The organism is Roseinatronobacter alkalisoli, assembly GCF_028745735.1.
Classification (GTDB): domain Bacteria; phylum Pseudomonadota; class Alphaproteobacteria; order Rhodobacterales; family Rhodobacteraceae; genus Roseinatronobacter; species Roseinatronobacter alkalisoli.
The window spans coordinates 106,396-121,948 of sequence record NZ_JAQZSM010000001.1; the positions used below are offsets into that span (position 1 = coordinate 106,396).

The window sequence follows — 15,553 nt, forward strand, 5'->3', positions numbered from 1 at the left end:
CCGGGCCGTGTCGCGGGTCACCGCGTCATGCCGTCCAGCCAATGCGCAAGCGCTGGCGTGCGGCGGTCATCGGCCATGTCTTCGGTCAGGAAAATGGCCCGTTCGGGCAGGGGCAGGTCGCGGAATACCTGTGGCCAGTCCGCGTGCGGCAGGGCCGACGGGTAGGACCAGTTCGCGGTTGCGATCATCGACTGAAAATCCTGCGACAGGATATAGGCCATGAAGTCCTGCGCCAGTTCAGGCCGTGCCGCGCCCGCCAGAATGCCCGCCGCTTCGGCAATGAAATAATGCCCTTCGTCAAAGATTGCGGCGGCCTTGCTGTCATCTTCTTCGGCAGCAATGTGATAGGCGGGGGATGTGGTGTAGCTCAGCACCATATCCGCTTCGCCATCGGTGAACATGCCATAGGCTTCGGACCAGCCAGCGGTTACGGTGACTGTTTTTTCTGCAAGGTTCTGCCAGATCCCGCGCGCATCATCGCCATACAGGTGATCGACCCACAGCATCAGCGCCAGACCCGCACCTGACGAACGGGGGTCTTGCCAGATCAGCGAAATGTCGTCGCGTTCAATCAGTTCGGCAAAACTGGCAGGCGGGTTTTCCAGCTGTGTGCGGTCATAGACAAAGGCCGCATAGGACCAGTTGAACGGGATGAAACGGTCATCTTGCCAGTCAACCGGCACCGTCAGCGGGGCCAGATCCTGCCCATGCGCTGCAAACAGGCCCGATTGCCGTGCGCGCAGCAATTCATCTGTGCCCAGCCCGATGACCGCATCAGCCTGCAGGCGTTCCCCCTCCAGCATCAGGCGGGGCAGAACGTCGCCTGTGCGGAATTCCAGCGTGCAATCGCAGCGCTCCTCAAACCCTTGCTTGATCGAGGGGCCAGGCCCCCAGCTGGACCCGAAATAATCGGGGGCAAGCACGGTCAATGTGTCGGCCTGCGCCGTACCAGTCATTGCCAGTGCTGCCACTGCCGCGAAATGGAAACGTGTCATCTGTTCAATCTCCTTCATTCACGACGGGCGGAGATTGAAACGGGGAGGTTTGCCCGCAACCTTCCCTCCGCCGGTCTTAACCGGTTCAGGTTCAACGGGTCCGCGCGTGTCGCATCTCAGCCTGCAAGCAGGCACCCCGAGGTGACACATCACTTAGGGGTTTTCGCCTGCCGCGGCAAGTGCGGTGCTTGAGCCTCGCGCGGCTTGGCGCTAAGTGTTTGCCCCAAAGGAGTGCCGCGCATGAGCTTTAACACATTCGGCCATCTGTTCCGCGTGACCACATGGGGCGAAAGCCACGGTCCCGCCCTTGGGGCCACGGTTGACGGCTGCCCCCCTGGCGTGGCGCTGGATGCAGCGATGTTGCAGCACTGGCTGGACAAGCGCAAACCCGGACAGAACCGCCATACAACCCAGCGGCGTGAACCCGATGCGGTTGAAATCCTGTCAGGGGTCTATGAAGGGCAGACCACCGGCACGCCCATTCAACTGATGATCCGCAATGTCGATCAGCGGTCGAAGGATTACGGCAATATCCTTGATACCTTCCGTCCCGGTCATGCCGACATCACCTATTTCCAGAAATACGGGCTGCGTGACCCGCGCGGTGGCGGGCGGTCGTCGGCACGCGAAACTGCGGCGCGGGTGGCGGCGGGCGGCGTGGCGCGTGCCGTGCTGGATGCGCTGGTGCCGGGGCTGTCGATTACCGGCTATATGGTGCAGATGGGCCCGCATGAAATTGATCGCGCGCGCTTTGATCTGGCCGAGATTGCGCGCAATCCCTTCTGGGTGCCCGATGCGCAGGCCGCGCAGGACTGGGCGCAGGTGCTGGACCAGATCCGCAAGGATGGCAATTCAGTCGGCGCGGTTGTCGAGGTGGTCGCCGCAGGCGCGCCTGCGGGTCTGGGTGCGCCCGTTTATGCGAAGCTGGACACGGAACTTGCCGCTGCGATGATGTCGATTAATGCGGTAAAAGGGGTGGAAATCGGCGCGGGCATGGGGGCTGCGGCGCTGACCGGCGTTGAGAATGCCGATGAAATAGAGATGGGCGCAGATGGTCCGCGCTACCGGTCGAACAAGGCGGGCGGCATTCTGGGTGGGATTTCGACAGGGCAGGACATCGTGGTGCGCTTTGCGGTGAAGCCGACATCATCCATCCATACGCCGCGCGCTTCGGTCACCCGCGCGGGCGATGCCACCGATGTCGTAACCAAGGGCCGGCATGACCCCTGCGTGGGTATTCGCGCCGTCCCGGTGGGGGAGGCAATGATGGCCTGCGTGCTGCTGGACCATCTGCTGATGCAGCGCGCCCAGACGGGGCAGGCGGGGCCGGTTGGCCGGATTGGGCCAGCGGAGTAAATTGCTGGCAGCGTAGGCGCGCGGCGGTGCCGGATGTCCGGATGCTGGCCCAGACGGGCTGATATGGCCTGATGATGCCAGCCTTAAATGCCAAAGCTGGTTAAAATTGACCTGAAGCAGTCACCCAAAGGCGCGGAATCAAGGCCGCAGGGTTTGAAGGGACCGTCGCGCCAGTGGCGCGGCGAAAGCCCGGAAAACGCACCATCGGTGGGCCGTCCCGCGGCCTGCCGATTTCGCTGATGTCACGCCAAGCCTTTGAATGCAGGATTGTGACGCCTGCATAAAGTGAATTAATCTAACGCCGGACCAGAAGACCCCGGCCCACCGATGGCGCGGGCTTGATCTAGGCCCCAACGTCCCCTTCAGGCCAGAACCCACCACCGCAATGGTGTTTCCGCCTGATATGATCCGGATATAGACGCCGTTTGCCGGGTCAGCCCGGCCGGTCAATGACCTGAGGCCTGCGCTTCGGGGGCTTCGGCCACTACATCCGCAACAAGTTGTTGCAGCCAGCGCGCCAGTTCCGGTTCCGGTGTCGGCGTGCGGCCCAGACCTGTCGGCACGTCCAGCGGGCTGCGGCCATAGATGACAGCAAAATGGGCCAATGCCATGACATAGGCCCCCAGATCATTGACATGGATGGCATCGCTGAACAGCGCATCAATGCTGTTCAGTCCGGGGGCATCGCCTGCATCGATGGCGTCATAAAGCGCGGTCATCAGCCGCGGGCCGGGGATCATGACCATTTCGGGCATGCCATCGGGCCGGTGCTGATTCACATGGTCGCGGATTTCCAGCCAGCGTTCCTGTTCGACCTGCAGCCGCGCGCGGAACGGAATATGCTTTTCGGATGTGTCATCGCCCGACCCCGGCCCGGTGTCGCGTGTAACCCAAGAGGCATAAAGCACGGTCGCCGCCCCCTGACCATCCGCGCCGTTTTCCCATGCATGGTGGGCCCATCGCAGCGCTTCGTCCGCGGAATTGTGATAGCCCATCGTGTTCAGCAGCGGCACCCGTTCGGTCAATACCAGCAAATCATAACCGGCGATGTCCGCACGGGCATCCACTGTCTGGGCCTGGGCCGCGTTGTTCCAGCGCCAGTCCATCGGGCTGCCGGGAATCGTGGACCGGTCAATAACCGCGCCCCGGCCCCCCGCCACCGCCTGCACCATGGGGCGCAGCATGTCGGGAATGGGGTCGGTCAGCGAATGGCCGGACATGACCACGCGCGTATTCAGCGGCATATCCGCCTGTGCGGGCAGTTGCACACAGGCCAGACAAAACGCAAGCAGCCCGAACAGACCCTTCTGCACGCAAGAATTCATTTGCAACACCCTGTCTTGATTCCTGCGATCATGGCAGGTTCCGGTAAACAAACCAATAATGGCGCGGTTCAGTCCGGTTTTCGCCCCTGCAGATGTTTGCGCAGCTTCGAAGGCGGCGCCTTCTTGCGGCCCTTATAGGGGTTCTTGTCGGATTGGGAGCGCATGTAAACCCTGATCGGCGTACCCGGCATGTCAAAACTGTCGCGCAGGCTATTGACCAGATAGCGCGTGTAGCTGGCGGGCAGGTCTTCGGGGTTGGAACACATCACCACGAAACCCGGCGGGCGGGTTTTGGCCTGTGTCATATAGCGCAGCTTGATGCGCCGGCCACCCGGCGCGGGGGGTGGATGTGCCTCGACCATGGCGGCGAGCCATTGGTTCAGCCGCGCGGTCGGCACGCGGCGGTTCCAGACCTCATGCGCCTGCAACACAGCCGCGTGCAACCGGTCCAACCCTTTGCCCGTCTTGGCCGAAAGCGTTACCAGCGGGGCACCTTTCAACTGCGGCAGAAGCTTTTCCAGCCCCGTGCGCAGGGCTTTCAGCTTATCCTGCTTGTCGTCTTCCAGATCCCACTTATTGACCGCGATCACAACGGCCCGCCCTTCGGTTTCCGCAAAATCGGCGATGCGCAGATCCTGTTGTTCAAACGGAATTGCGGCATCCAGCAGCACAACCACCACTTCGGCAAAGCGTACAGCGCGCAGCCCGTCCGCGACTGAGAGTTTTTCAACCTTGTCGACCACGCGCGCCTTCTTGCGCATGCCCGCCGTGTCGAAAATGCGCGTGGGCGTGCCTAACCATGTCATCGACAGTGAAATCGAATCGCGGGTGATGCCGGCCTCTGGCCCGGTCAGCAGGCGGTCCTCACCCAGAATCTTGTTGATCAGGGTTGATTTTCCGGCATTCGGGCGCCCAATGACCGCAACTTGCAAAGGGCGTTTCAGGCTGGGGGCGAAATCTTCGGCCGTGTCGCTTTCGTCATCCGATACATCCAGATCGGTTTCAGGCGCGTCTGCTTCGGCGCGTTCGGTATAGGCATCCGACAGTGGGCGCAGCATGTGATAGAGTTCATCCAGCCCTTCGCCATGTTCGGCCGACAGGCGGACAGGTTCCCCCAGCCCAAGGCTGTAGGCATCCAGAACACCGCCATCGGCAGCGCGCCCTTCGGCCTTGTTGGCGGCCAGAATGACATGGCTGGACCGTTTGCGCAGGATATCGGCGAACATTTCGTCCGTGGGGGTAATGCCGGTGCGGGCATCGACCATGAACAGGCAGATATCGGCCATATCGACCGCGCGTTCGGTCAGGCGGCGCATGCGGCCCTGAAGGCTGTCATCGGTGACTTCTTCCAGACCGGCAGTGTCAATGACGGTGAAGCGCAGGTCGCCCAGTTTGGCGGCCCCTTCGCGCAGGTCGCGCGTCACACCGGGCTGGTCATCGACCAGCGCAAGACGTTTGCCGACAAGGCGGTTGAACAGCGTCGATTTGCCGACATTCGGCCTGCCGACAATGGCGAGAGTGAAACTCATTTGCCCCTCCGGGGAAAGCGTGATGGCCCCGGACAGGGGCCATCAGGAAAACTGGGTGCCACACCGCAGGAGCATACCTGACGGCTGGCGGATTTAGCTGGTCCTAGCGATAGGCGTGCAACCGCCCGTCACTGGACAGTACATAAAGCGTTCCGCCCACAACGATGGGGCTGACTGCGGCACCGCCGCGCAATTCGATCTGACCGTTCAATGCACCAGAGGCAGGGTCGAACAGACGGATCAGCCCGTCACCGGATGCAACGATCAGCCGCCCCCCGGCCAGAACCGGACCATAATGAGTATAGATTTCGGCGCGGCGGCGTTCGCGGGTCTGGGTGTGCAGCGGCAGCGGTTGTGCCCAGATGAATTCGCCGTTGCTGCTGTTGAGCCGGATCAGGCGGTTGCGGTCCGACATCAGAAAGACCGACCCGCCGACAGGCCAGACAGGGCCATAGGCAGCTTCATCCGCAGTCCATATGCGGCTGCCGTCGCGGGTATTCAGGGCCATGACGCGCCCGGACTGGTTGCCCACAAACACCTGATCGCCCTGAACCACAGGGTCGCCCGTGACATCAGTGACCTTGGCATAGGCAACCCCTACGCGCGTTCCCGCGATCACGGTGCGCCACATGGTCTGGCCGGTGTCGCGCTGTGCCGCGATCAACTCACCCGCTGGCGTGGGGAACAGCACAAGGTTCCCCGCAATGGCGGGGGCCGCGCCGCCGACCATGCTGGCGGTAGAGGGGGTGCCTGACAGTTGCCAGTCGGTCTGGCCGGTGGCGGCATTGATGGACCATGCCGTGCTGTCAGCGGCCACGACATAAACCCTGTCCCCCGCGACAGTTGGTGCGCCGGACAGGGGTGCGTCGAATGTCTTGGTCCAGACTACATTGCCGCTGGCAAGGTCCAGCGCCGCCAGAACACCGAAAGCGGAGGTGACATAAAGCCTGCCATTGGCAACCGCCAGCCCGCCGCCGGATGCACCATCGCCGCTGCGGGTGAATGATGGCGTCAGATCGCGTGTCCAGGCAATCTGGCCCTGCGTGGTGACCGCAGTGACCTGCGCACGGCTGTCCAGGGTATAGATCAGCCCGCCACTGGCCACTGGTTCTGCGGTGATTCTGTGGCGGCGCCCTTCGCCCTGGCCGATCTGCACCGACCAGAGCGGTTGCAGACTGCCGCCAAGCGCCGGGTGGGCAATGCGTGTGCTGGGGGTGCCCAGACGGTGTGTCCAGGCGGCATTGCTGACGCTTGCGGGCAGGCTGATCGGTACGGCCCTGTTTGCCGGTGCTTCGCCTGCGCCTTCGGCAAAGGGGGCACGCAAGGGGAAGCGTTCCCCCTCAAGGATGAACCCGCGGTCGCAAGCGGCAACAAGGGTGCCAAGGGCAAGGATGCTCGCGTATGTCCAGAGTTTCACCATGCGCTCCTATTAATCTGGTCCGAAAGGCCGGGCTGTTGAATGAATGCCCGTTCGGGCAATGCCCTTATATCAGGCGGCGTATGTCAGTTTGCGGCGGGATCACCACCCAAGGCAATGATAAGTTGCGTTGCCCGACGCCTTAATGCATCCGACACGTCGGATTGTGACAGCAAGTCCGTCAGGATTTCAATGCTTCTTTCGGTATTGCCCTGTTCCAGTTGCAGCAGGGCGGTCTGTTCAAGGGCAAGGGGCCGGAAAGGCTGGCCCGGCTGCCCAAGCCCGGCAAGCAGGGATTCGCGTTCCGCCAGCGGAATTTCGCTGCCCCCGGCGATTACGTATTTCAGCGCTGCCAGTTGGCGGTATGAATCCGTAAGCGCGGTATCTTCGGATGCCGTGCGCAATGCTGCCAGTGCGGCGGCCCGGTCGCTTTCAAACAGCTCGCCCGCGCTGAGCAGGGCCAGAACCCCTTGCTGCGGGCCAGTGGCGTCGATCTGTGACAATGCCTGAATCCGGTCGGCGGATGCGTCGTTTTCAAGGGCTGTCAGAACCGCATCGCCGAAGGCCTGCGCGGATGCGCGTTCACTGGCCTTGCGCCATTCGTTCCATGCCGCGCCGCCGACGATAAGCAGCACTGCCAGCACAGCGATCCAGCCATAGCGTCGCAGATACCCGACCATGCGGTCGCGGCGCAGTTCTTCGGTGACTTCGTTGATGAAACTGTCCGGATTGCTCACGCAGCACCTCGTTGTAAAAACCAGACACTCTTACCGCGAAGCGGGGGGAATTGCCAAGCCCTGCGCGACATAGACGAAACTGGTGTTGAAATCCTGAATCCACTCTCTATGTTAATCGCGTAAACATCACTTGCGCTTTACTCGGAGGATGTTTATTCTGAACCCGCTAGTTTAGTATGTATTGCTTTACTGCCTGCCCCAGAACCGGAGTGATCAACATGCGCCTGTTTCCGCTATTCACCGCGCTGTTGGTGATGTCCGTAATCTATCTGATGGTGATGGAACGCGATGCCCTGCTGGGCTATGCAGGCGTGGTGACCGAAGACCCCGCCCCGCAAGAGGCAACGACCCCGCCCGAAGCGCGCGTTCGCGTGGTCGTACAGAATTCCCAGGCGCGCGAAATTGAAAATGCCGTTGTGCTGCGCGGGCGCACTGAAGCCGCGCGTCAGGTCGATGTGCAGGCGGAAACATCCGGTCTGGTGACATCCGAACCCTTGCGGCGTGGCGCGCAGGTCGCCGCAGGTGCCCCGCTATGCGAGGTGGCACCGGGCGTGCGCAAGGCCGCGCTGGACGAAGCCCGCGCCCGCCTGACTGAAGCAGAGATAAACTATCGCGCGGCAGCGGGTCTGTCCGAAAGCGGCTATGCACCTGAAACACGGCTGGCAAATGCGCGGGCCGCGTTGCAGGCGGCGCAGGCAGGGGTGGACCGCGCTGTGGAAGAAATGGCGCGGCTTGTCATGTACGCACCCTTCGATGGTATATTGGAAAGCGATACTGCCGAATTGGGCAGTCTGCTGCAACCCGGTGCGCTATGCGCAACACTGATCCAGTTGGACACGATCCGCCTTGTGGGGTTTGCGACCGAAACGCAGATTGACCGGCTGGTTCCGGGGGCAATGGCGCAGGCGCGGCTTGCTTCGGGGCGGCAGGTGGCGGGTACGGTCAGTTTCCTGTCGCGCGCCGCAGACCCGCAGACCCGGACATTCCGTGTTGAAGTGACCGTGCCCAATGCTGACCTGTCCATCCGCGACGGGCAAAGTGCTGACATTATGGTCATGTCCAGCCCTGAAAGCGGCCATATGCTGCCGGGTTCTGCACTGACACTGAATGATCAGGGCGAACTGGGCCTGCGTCTTGTCGATGATGACGGGTTGGTAAGTTTCGCGCCTGCAACCGTTTTGCGCGACACGGATACGGGTGTCTGGCTGACCGGTCTGCCCGACACGATCACGGCAATCATTCTGGGGCAGGAATTCACCCGTGAAAGGGCCTATGTCGATGCCGTTGCCAAAGATGCGCAAGAGGTTAATCCATGATCGGACTGGTTTCCTGGGCTGCCAGCCATGCGCGCATGGTCATGGCGCTTGTGCTGATGACCCTGTTTGCAGGCACTGCGACCTATATCAGCCTGCCAAAAGAAGGCGAGCCGGATATCGAAGTTCCGGCAGTCATTATTACCGTACCCTTTCCGGGGATTTCGGCCGTGGATGGCGAAACCATGCTGGTGCGGCCCATGGAAACCGAATTATCCGATCTGGACGGGTTGAAGACACTTAGCGCGTTTTCCGCTGACGGGTTTGCGGCTGCGGTGCTGGAATTCGAATTCGGCTGGGACAAGACCGCAACGCTGGCTGAAATACGCGATGCGATGGGCCGCGCCGAAGGCAATTTTCCCAGTGGCGCGCAGAATTACGCGATTACCGAAATCAACTTTTCCGAATTCCCGATGATAATCGTCGCAGTGTCGGGCGATGTGTCCGAACGCGCGCTTTTGCGCGCCACGCGCGATTTGCAGCGCCGCATCGAAGGGCTGGATTCGGTTCTGGAAGCGGAAATCGCAGGCGCGCGCGACGAAATGGTAGAGGTGCTGATCGACCCGTTGCGACTGGAAGCCTATAATGTGACAGCGGGCGAGCTGATCAGTGTGGTCACGCAGAACAACCAGCTTGTCGCCGCAGGGGAAGTGGAAACATCTGCCGGGGCGTTTGGTGTGACAGTTCCCGCCAGCTTCGCGGGGCCGGAAGATATTTACCGCCTGCCAGTCAAGGTGAACGGCGATTCCGTGGTCCGGCTGGGGGATCTGGCCGAAATACGCATGACATTCGCGGACCGGGCCGGCACTGCGCGCTTCAACGGCGAAACCAATCTTGCCATTCAGGTGGTCAAACGCAAAGGGTTCAACGCCATCGATACGGCTGAACAGGTGCGGGCCGCCATTGCCACCGAACGCGCCAGCTGGCCGGAAGAATTGCAGGCGGCCATTACCATAACACCGGCGCTGGATACATCCGTCGAAGTGGACGAAATGGTCCGCCAGTTGGAAGGGTCGGTGCTGACGGCGATTGCGCTGGTCATGATCGTGGTTCTGGCGGCACTTGGCGCGCGGTCTGCCATGCTTGTGGGTTTTGCCATTCCGGCGTCATTCCTGCTGTGCTTCATCCTGCTGGGGCTGATGGGCGTTGCCGTGTCCAATATTGTCATGTTCGGTCTGATTCTGGCTGTGGGGGTGCTGGTTGACGGTGCTGTGGTGGTGACCGAATATGCCGACAAACGCCTGCAGGAAGGCGATGGCCCGATGCAGGCCTATGTCAAGGCCGCGCAGCGCATGTTCTGGCCCATCACGGCATCCACCGCGACCACGCTTTGTGCCTTTCTGCCGATGCTGTTCTGGCCGGGCGTGGCGGGGGAATTCATGGGCCTGCTGCCGGTCACGCTGATTTTCGTTCTGACAGCATCGCTGATTGTCGCGCTGATCTTCCTGCCGGTTCTGGGCGGGATCAGCGGGCGCGCGGCGCGCGTGCTGGGGTATGCGACAACCGGCCTGCGCCGCCTGCCATGGGTGGCGCGCGTGCCTTTTGCTGTTGTCGCTGCCGGGGCAATGTGGCTGGGGGCAATGCTGCTGCTGAACCCCGGATACCTGCAAGGGGCGACGCAGCCCGCCGAATCCGCGTTGCAGCTATTGCCCGGCGCAATATTGATGTTGCTGGCGGCAATGGGCATTTCGGTCAGTTTCGCGGCCATCAAACCGGAACCCAAACCCCGCCGCATAGATGCGCGGCGCAGATATTCCGTTGCGGGGCATGTGATGCGGTTTTTCGTTGGAAATCCGGTCATGCCTGTTGTGCTGATGGTGGTTGTCGCAGCGTTCGTTGTCGGGACGTTCCAGTATTATGGCGAAAACAACCGCGGCGTGGAATTCTTCGTCGAAACCGAACCGGAGCGCGGAATAATTTATGTCCGCGCGCGCGGTAATTTCTCGATCACGGAAAAGGACGCGCTGGTGCGTCAGGTCGAAGAAATTACCCTTGCCGAAGACGGGATAGATGCCGTGTTCGCTTTCGCGGGTGCAGGCGGGCTGAACACCAATACTGCGGGCGCAGGCCCGCCGCGCGACGCAATCGGTCAGATCCAGTTTGAAATGACGCATTGGCAAACCCGTGTCGGCGACCCTTACATGCGTGGGGCGGCGATTCTGGAACGGCTGGAACAGAAATTCGACCAATTGCCCGGCATACAGACCGAATTTCTGGTTCAAAGCGGCGGGCCTTCGGGGCAGAAACCCGTACATCTGCGCCTGAAGGGACAGGATTTCGATGTGCTGGAAGGGGCGGTGGAAACCGTGTTGGCGCGGATGCGCGACATGCCGGGCCTGTTTGACCTGGAAGACAGCCGCCCCATTCCCGGCATCGACTGGCAGATTGATGTCGATACAGCAATGGCGGGTCGCTTCGGGGCAGATGTCGCCACGATCGGCGGCATGGTGCAACTGATCACGCGCGGTCTGTTGCTGGACACGATGCGGATCGACAGTTCAGATGAGGAAGTGGACATTCGCGTGCGCCTGCCGGACGGGGACCGTTTGCTGTCAACGCTGGAAACCCTGCGGGTGCAGACAAGTTTCGGCATGGTGCCGCTGTCGAATTTCATTTCCACGCAGGCGGTTGCACGGCGCGGGCAGATCGACCGCGTGGACCAGCAGCGCTTTTTCGATGTCAAGTCAGATGTGCGCGCCGGACTGGTGCGGCTGGTCGATGCATCAGGCGAGACCATGCGTGTGGTTCCGCGCGCGCAAACAATCCTGCGCGAAAATGAACCAGGAAGCGACGGCTACGCCACCGCTCAGGCAACCCTGGCAGAGATTGAGCAGAACCGTTGGCGGATTGTGCCGATTACCGCAACCGAACGCATTACCGCGCTGACCGAATGGCTGACTGCCGAAAGCCCGTTGCCTGACGGGGTGGACTGGCAATGGACCGGCGAGCAACAGGACCAGGAAGAAAGCACGCAGTTCCTGATGGTAGCGTTCAGCGCCGCGCTGGGCCTGATGTTTGTCATTCTGCTGACGCAGTTCAACAGTTTCTATAATTCGGTGCTGGTGTTGCTGGCTGTGGTGTTGTCCTCGGCCGGGGTGTTGATCGGCATGCTGGTGATGGATCAGACATTTTCGGTCATCATGACGGGCACAGGGATTGTCGCACTGGCCGGGATTGTGGTGAACAACAATATTGTGCTGATTGACACCTATCAGAATTATGCGGCCATCATGCCCCGGATCGAAGCGATCATCCGCACGGTTGAAGCGCGCATTCGCCCGGTATTGATGACCACGACCACGACAATGGCGGGCCTGACGCCGATGATGCTGGGTATCAGCATAGATTTTGCCAATGGTGGCTATGCCATCGATAACCCGACATCGCTGTGGTGGAAGCAGTTGGGCACAGCCGTGGTGTTCGGGCTGGGGGTCGCCACGATCCTGACGCTGATGCTGACGCCTGCGATGCTGGCGCTGCGGGTCTGGATTGAAAAAGGCGCCTATCGCGGTGCGCTGGGGCTGCGCTGGCTGCTGTCGCCGCGCGAATCTGCGGTGCGCAGGGACAACGCGCTGGAACGCAAGTTGCGGACAATCAGCGGCACAGAGGTGATCTGGCACGTGCCGCCCCCCGCGCCCCTGGAGGAGCAACTGCCATTGCAACTGGAAAACCCGGTATTGCCACCGGCATCCTTGCGCGCAGCAGAATAGCTGCGTGCCTGACAGGGGCGGCATGTATTTCAGGCAAGAAGACGGGGGTAGTCGCTGACCAGAAGCCGCCACGGGGCCTCGTCTTCATCAATGGTGGTGAAGCGGGGCAGGGGCGGGTCAAAGATATTGTCGGTTTCATCATCATTGACGGTGCTGACTTCGCCGATTAGGCAATCCGCACCTTCGGCCCAGAAGGCGTGCCAGTCACCGGGCATCAATGTCACGCTTTCGCCGGGGGCAAGTTTCAGTTTGCCGCCAGCGGGCAGGGTGCGCGCGGTTCCGTCACAGAAAACCGTAACGGGAGCAGAAGGGTCGCGCCGACCATCGGCGGCTGATGCGAAAAGTTCGACCACCAGCGTGCCACCACCACGGTTGATGATGTCTTCGGATTTCAGGGCATGGGTATGCATCGGGCTAAGCTGGTTCACACGTGAAATCAGCAGTTTTTCGGCATAGACCATGCCGCGTCCTTGTTGCAGTTCCGCCAGGGTGCCATTGCGCAGGGTAAACAGCGCAAGCCCCATCTGCGCGAAATCGCCACCACCATAGTCGGTGATGTCCCAGCCCAGCCGCCGTTCTCTGATACAGGTGTTGTCGCTGGTACGCAGCGCATCGGGCGACAGATGCGCAAAGGGCGGCAATGCAAACCGAAAGTCTGCGATGAAATCATTGGCGGATTTCAGGATGTCATTGATTGCGGATCGTTTCATGTGCCCCCCCTGTTTGCGCTAGCAGCGTGTTGTGCCACGGGTTGGCGCCCAGGGGAAGGGGGCGGGCATATCTGTTGCCCCGGGGCCATCGCCACCCACTTGCATTTCTGTGCGGTGCTGCGCATGTTGCGCGCCTTGGTCCCCATTCCGAAAGGCCTGCGTTCATGATCGCGCATTCTGACACCCCCGCTGCAACGACGACATGGCTTGTGCTTGTCGGGATCAGCCTGTGCCATATGATCAATGATGTCATGCAGTCGCTGCTGGCGGCGCTCTATCCGCTGCTGGCACAGGAATTCACGCTGAGTTTCTGGCAGATCGGTCTGATGACCTTTGCGTTTCAGGTTACTGCGTCGCTGATGCAGCCTTTGGTGGGGTTGGTGACAGACCGCCGGCCGATGCCGCAATCCCTGCCAGTGGGGATGGGGTCCACCCTGATCGGGCTGATCCTGCTGGCCAGCGCCCAAAGCTATGGGGGGTTGCTGGCGGGTGCCATGCTGATTGGTGTGGGGTCGGCAGTATTCCATCCCGAAGCCAGCCGCGTGGCAAGGCTGGCATCCGGCGGGCGGTTCGGCACAGCACAATCACTGTTTCAGGTAGGCGGGAATTTCGGGTCTGCACTGGGGCCGTTGCTGGCGGCCTTCATTGTGCTGCCGATGGGGCGGCCAAGTGTGGCGTGGTTTGCGGTTCTGGCCCTTCTGGGAATGGTTTTGCTGAACCGCGTCGGCGCATGGTACGGGGCAATAAACCGCGCCAATGCCGCGCGCGGACGTCCCAGTCGCGAAATTGGCCTGCCACGGGGGCGGGTTGTCTGGGCCGTGGTCATTCTGGCGATTCTGACATTCAGCAAGAATGCCTATACTGCCAGCATCAGCAGCTATTACACATTCTTTCTGATTGACCGTTTTGATATGGGAATCGGGGCCGCGCAACAGATGCTGTTCCTGTTTCTGGCGGCGGCGGCGGCCGGTGTCATGCTGGGCGGGCTGATCGGGGACCGGTTCGGCCCGCTGGTCGTGATCTGGGTGTCCATCCTTGGGGTGCTGCCCTTCACGCTGTTGTTGCCGCATGTCGGCCCTGTGGCAACCGGCGTGCTGTCGGTGGTGATCGGGGTGGTGATTGCATCGGCCTTTCCGGCCATTGTGGTCTATGCGCAGGAATTGCTGCCGGGGCGTGTGGGGCTGGTGGCGGGAATATTTTTCGGGCTGGCCTTCGGGTTCGGGGGGATTGCGGCAGCCTTGCTGGGTGTTCTGGCGGATTATCGTGGTATTGCATGGGTGTATCAGGTCTGCGCGTGGTTGCCTGCGCTGGGTATGATCACAGTGTTTTTGCCCCGCAGACCGATGATGCGGGTCTAGCCAGCGCTTGACCCTGCGCTGACCTTGGGCTAGTTCATGGCCAGCGCGGGCATGGTGAAATGGTATCACATGAGCCTTCCAAGCTCTTGGTGCGGGTTCGATTCCCGCTGCCCGCTCCAGCAAACACTTGCATCGGAATTGATTAGCGCTTCTCTTGGCTGAACCAGCAAGAGGAATGAGTGATGCATGCAATCCCGATGCCCCTGGACGGGCAGGTTACCGCGTTTCTGAATGACACCGCGCCTGAATCGTTGCGCCAGACAGTCCTGGACGCCCGCAAGCGCGATACCTTGGCGGGCAGCTACCCCTATCCGCGCTGGATGAAGAAATCGGACTATGAGGAAGAGCTGAAACCCCTGCAGTTTGAACTGGTCAAATTGCAGCATTGGGTTGCTGAGACCGGACAGAGGGTGATCGTCATTTTCGAAGGGCGTGACACGGCTGGGAAATCCGGTGCCATCAACCGCATGACCGAAGTGACGAATCACCGCACTGTCCGCGTGGAGGCCCTGCCACGCCCGACAGACCGGCAGTTGCGCGAATGGTATTTCCAGCGCTATGTCGCATGTCTGCCTGCTGGTGGCGAAATGGTGCTGTTTGACCGCAGCTGGTATAATCGCGCCGTGATCGAGCATGTCTTCGGGTTTTGCACCCCCGATCAGCGCGAAGGTTTTTTCCTGCAATTGCCGGAATTTGAACGCATGCTGGTGAATGACGGCATTCACCTGATCAAGATTTGGCTGAATGTCAGCCGCGCTGAACAGTTGCGCCGACTGCTGGCGCGGGAATCGGACCCGATGAAGCATTGGAAACTGTCGCGTATCGATGTTGAAGGGCTGGGCAAATGGGACAGCTACACCCATGCGATCGCTGAAACCTTTCAGCGCAGCCATACGGGCTTTGCGCCATGGACGGTCATCCGGTCCGAAGACAAGTTTCGCGCGCGGCTGGCGGTGTTGCGCCATATCCTTGGGCAACTGCCCTATGACTACAAGGACAGCGCTGCCGTGATCCCGCCTGATCCGCAGATATGCACCCCTCCCGAAGGGTGGGAGATGGAACTGTGGCAGGATGGAAGTTAGGGCATGTCGCGCAAAAGTGGG

General features: G+C 61.2%; 11 protein-coding genes, 1 tRNA gene and 1 riboswitch. Of the genes, 6 read left to right on the top strand and 6 right to left on the bottom strand.

What is annotated here, in order from left to right:
- Positions 1–17: 17 nt before the first annotated feature.
- Positions 18–995 carry a thiamine ABC transporter substrate-binding protein gene (locus PUT78_RS00620; protein ID WP_274350055.1) on the bottom strand — a complete coding sequence of 326 codons (978 nt, stop codon included), beginning with the start codon at positions 993–995 and terminating at the stop codon, positions 18–20.
- 45 nt (positions 996–1,040) lie between these two features.
- Positions 1,041–1,144: riboswitch (TPP riboswitch) on the bottom strand.
- Positions 1,145–1,235: 91 nt separating this feature from the next.
- On the opposite strand from PUT78_RS00620, the gene aroC reads away from it, so the two are divergent.
- Positions 1,236–2,351 carry a chorismate synthase gene (gene aroC, locus PUT78_RS00625; RefSeq protein ID WP_274350057.1) on the top strand — a complete coding sequence of 372 codons (1,116 nt, stop codon included), beginning with the start codon at positions 1,236–1,238 and terminating at the stop codon, positions 2,349–2,351.
- Between the two features lie 446 nt (positions 2,352–2,797).
- On the opposite strand, the gene PUT78_RS00630 is transcribed toward aroC, so the two are convergent.
- The 4 genes from PUT78_RS00630 to PUT78_RS00645 all read right to left on the bottom strand — a co-directional run bounded on the left by PUT78_RS00630 (position 2,798) and on the right by PUT78_RS00645 (position 7,359).
- Positions 2,798–3,664 (bottom strand): hypothetical protein, encoded by an 867-nt coding sequence (locus PUT78_RS00630; protein WP_274350059.1) that lies wholly within the window; start codon positions 3,662–3,664, stop codon positions 2,798–2,800.
- An 80-nt stretch (positions 3,665–3,744) separates the two neighbouring features.
- A complete protein-coding gene (gene der / locus PUT78_RS00635; RefSeq protein WP_274350060.1) occupies positions 3,745–5,205 on the bottom strand; it encodes a ribosome biogenesis GTPase Der in 1,461 nt (486 codons plus the stop codon).
- A 103-nt stretch (positions 5,206–5,308) separates the two neighbouring features.
- The gene (locus PUT78_RS00640; protein ID WP_274350062.1) at positions 5,309–6,625 is read right to left on the bottom strand and encodes a PQQ-like beta-propeller repeat protein; all 1,317 of its coding nucleotides are present in this window, start codon (positions 6,623–6,625) and stop codon (positions 5,309–5,311) included.
- Positions 6,626–6,708: 83 nt separating this feature from the next.
- Positions 6,709–7,359: a hypothetical protein gene (locus PUT78_RS00645; protein WP_274350063.1), complete on the bottom strand. Its 651-nt coding sequence runs from the start codon at positions 7,357–7,359 to the stop codon at positions 6,709–6,711.
- 218 nt (positions 7,360–7,577) lie between these two features.
- On the opposite strand from PUT78_RS00645, the gene PUT78_RS00650 reads away from it, so the two are divergent.
- Positions 7,578–8,675: an efflux RND transporter periplasmic adaptor subunit gene (locus tag PUT78_RS00650; RefSeq protein ID WP_274350064.1), complete on the top strand. Its 1,098-nt coding sequence runs from the start codon at positions 7,578–7,580 to the stop codon at positions 8,673–8,675.
- A complete protein-coding gene (locus PUT78_RS00655; RefSeq protein ID WP_274350065.1) occupies positions 8,672–12,382 on the top strand; it encodes an efflux RND transporter permease subunit in 3,711 nt (1,236 codons plus the stop codon). The genes PUT78_RS00650 and PUT78_RS00655 overlap by 4 nt, the downstream gene beginning before the upstream one ends.
- 29 nt (positions 12,383–12,411) lie before the next feature.
- Here the strand turns inward: PUT78_RS00655 and PUT78_RS00660 are convergent, their stop codons facing one another.
- Entirely contained in the window at positions 12,412–13,092 is a 681-nt protein-coding gene (locus PUT78_RS00660) for a D-lyxose/D-mannose family sugar isomerase (protein ID WP_274350066.1), read from the bottom strand.
- Between the two features lie 164 nt (positions 13,093–13,256).
- Between PUT78_RS00660 and PUT78_RS00665 the strand changes: the two genes are divergently transcribed.
- From PUT78_RS00665 to ppk2, 3 genes are all read left to right on the top strand, one after another.
- Positions 13,257–14,450: an MFS transporter gene (locus PUT78_RS00665; protein WP_274350067.1), complete on the top strand. Its 1,194-nt coding sequence runs from the start codon at positions 13,257–13,259 to the stop codon at positions 14,448–14,450.
- Positions 14,451–14,495: 45 nt separating this feature from the next.
- Positions 14,496–14,569 (top strand) — tRNA-Gly (locus PUT78_RS00670).
- Positions 14,570–14,632: 63 nt separating this feature from the next.
- Positions 14,633–15,532, top strand: coding sequence for a polyphosphate kinase 2 (ppk2, locus tag PUT78_RS00675; protein WP_337994651.1), 900 nt, complete (start codon positions 14,633–14,635; stop codon positions 15,530–15,532).
- The last annotated feature ends 21 nt before the right edge of the window (positions 15,533–15,553 follow it).

Coding starts and splice junctions, on each gene's coding strand:
- PUT78_RS00620 (WP_274350055.1), bottom strand. CDS start 995: ATGACACGTTTCCATTTCGCGGCAGTGGCAGCACTGGCAATGACTGGT.
- aroC (WP_274350057.1), top strand. CDS start 1,236: ATGAGCTTTAACACATTCGGCCATCTGTTCCGCGTGACCACATGGGGC.
- der (WP_274350060.1), bottom strand. CDS start 5,205: ATGAGTTTCACTCTCGCCATTGTCGGCAGGCCGAATGTCGGCAAATCG.
- PUT78_RS00640 (WP_274350062.1), bottom strand. CDS start 6,625: ATGGTGAAACTCTGGACATACGCGAGCATCCTTGCCCTTGGCACCCTT.
- PUT78_RS00650 (WP_274350064.1), top strand. CDS start 7,578: ATGCGCCTGTTTCCGCTATTCACCGCGCTGTTGGTGATGTCCGTAATC.
- PUT78_RS00655 (WP_274350065.1), top strand. CDS start 8,672: ATGATCGGACTGGTTTCCTGGGCTGCCAGCCATGCGCGCATGGTCATG.
- PUT78_RS00660 (WP_274350066.1), bottom strand. CDS start 13,092: ATGAAACGATCCGCAATCAATGACATCCTGAAATCCGCCAATGATTTC.
- PUT78_RS00665 (WP_274350067.1), top strand. CDS start 13,257: ATGATCGCGCATTCTGACACCCCCGCTGCAACGACGACATGGCTTGTG.
- ppk2 (WP_337994651.1), top strand. CDS start 14,633: ATGCATGCAATCCCGATGCCCCTGGACGGGCAGGTTACCGCGTTTCTG.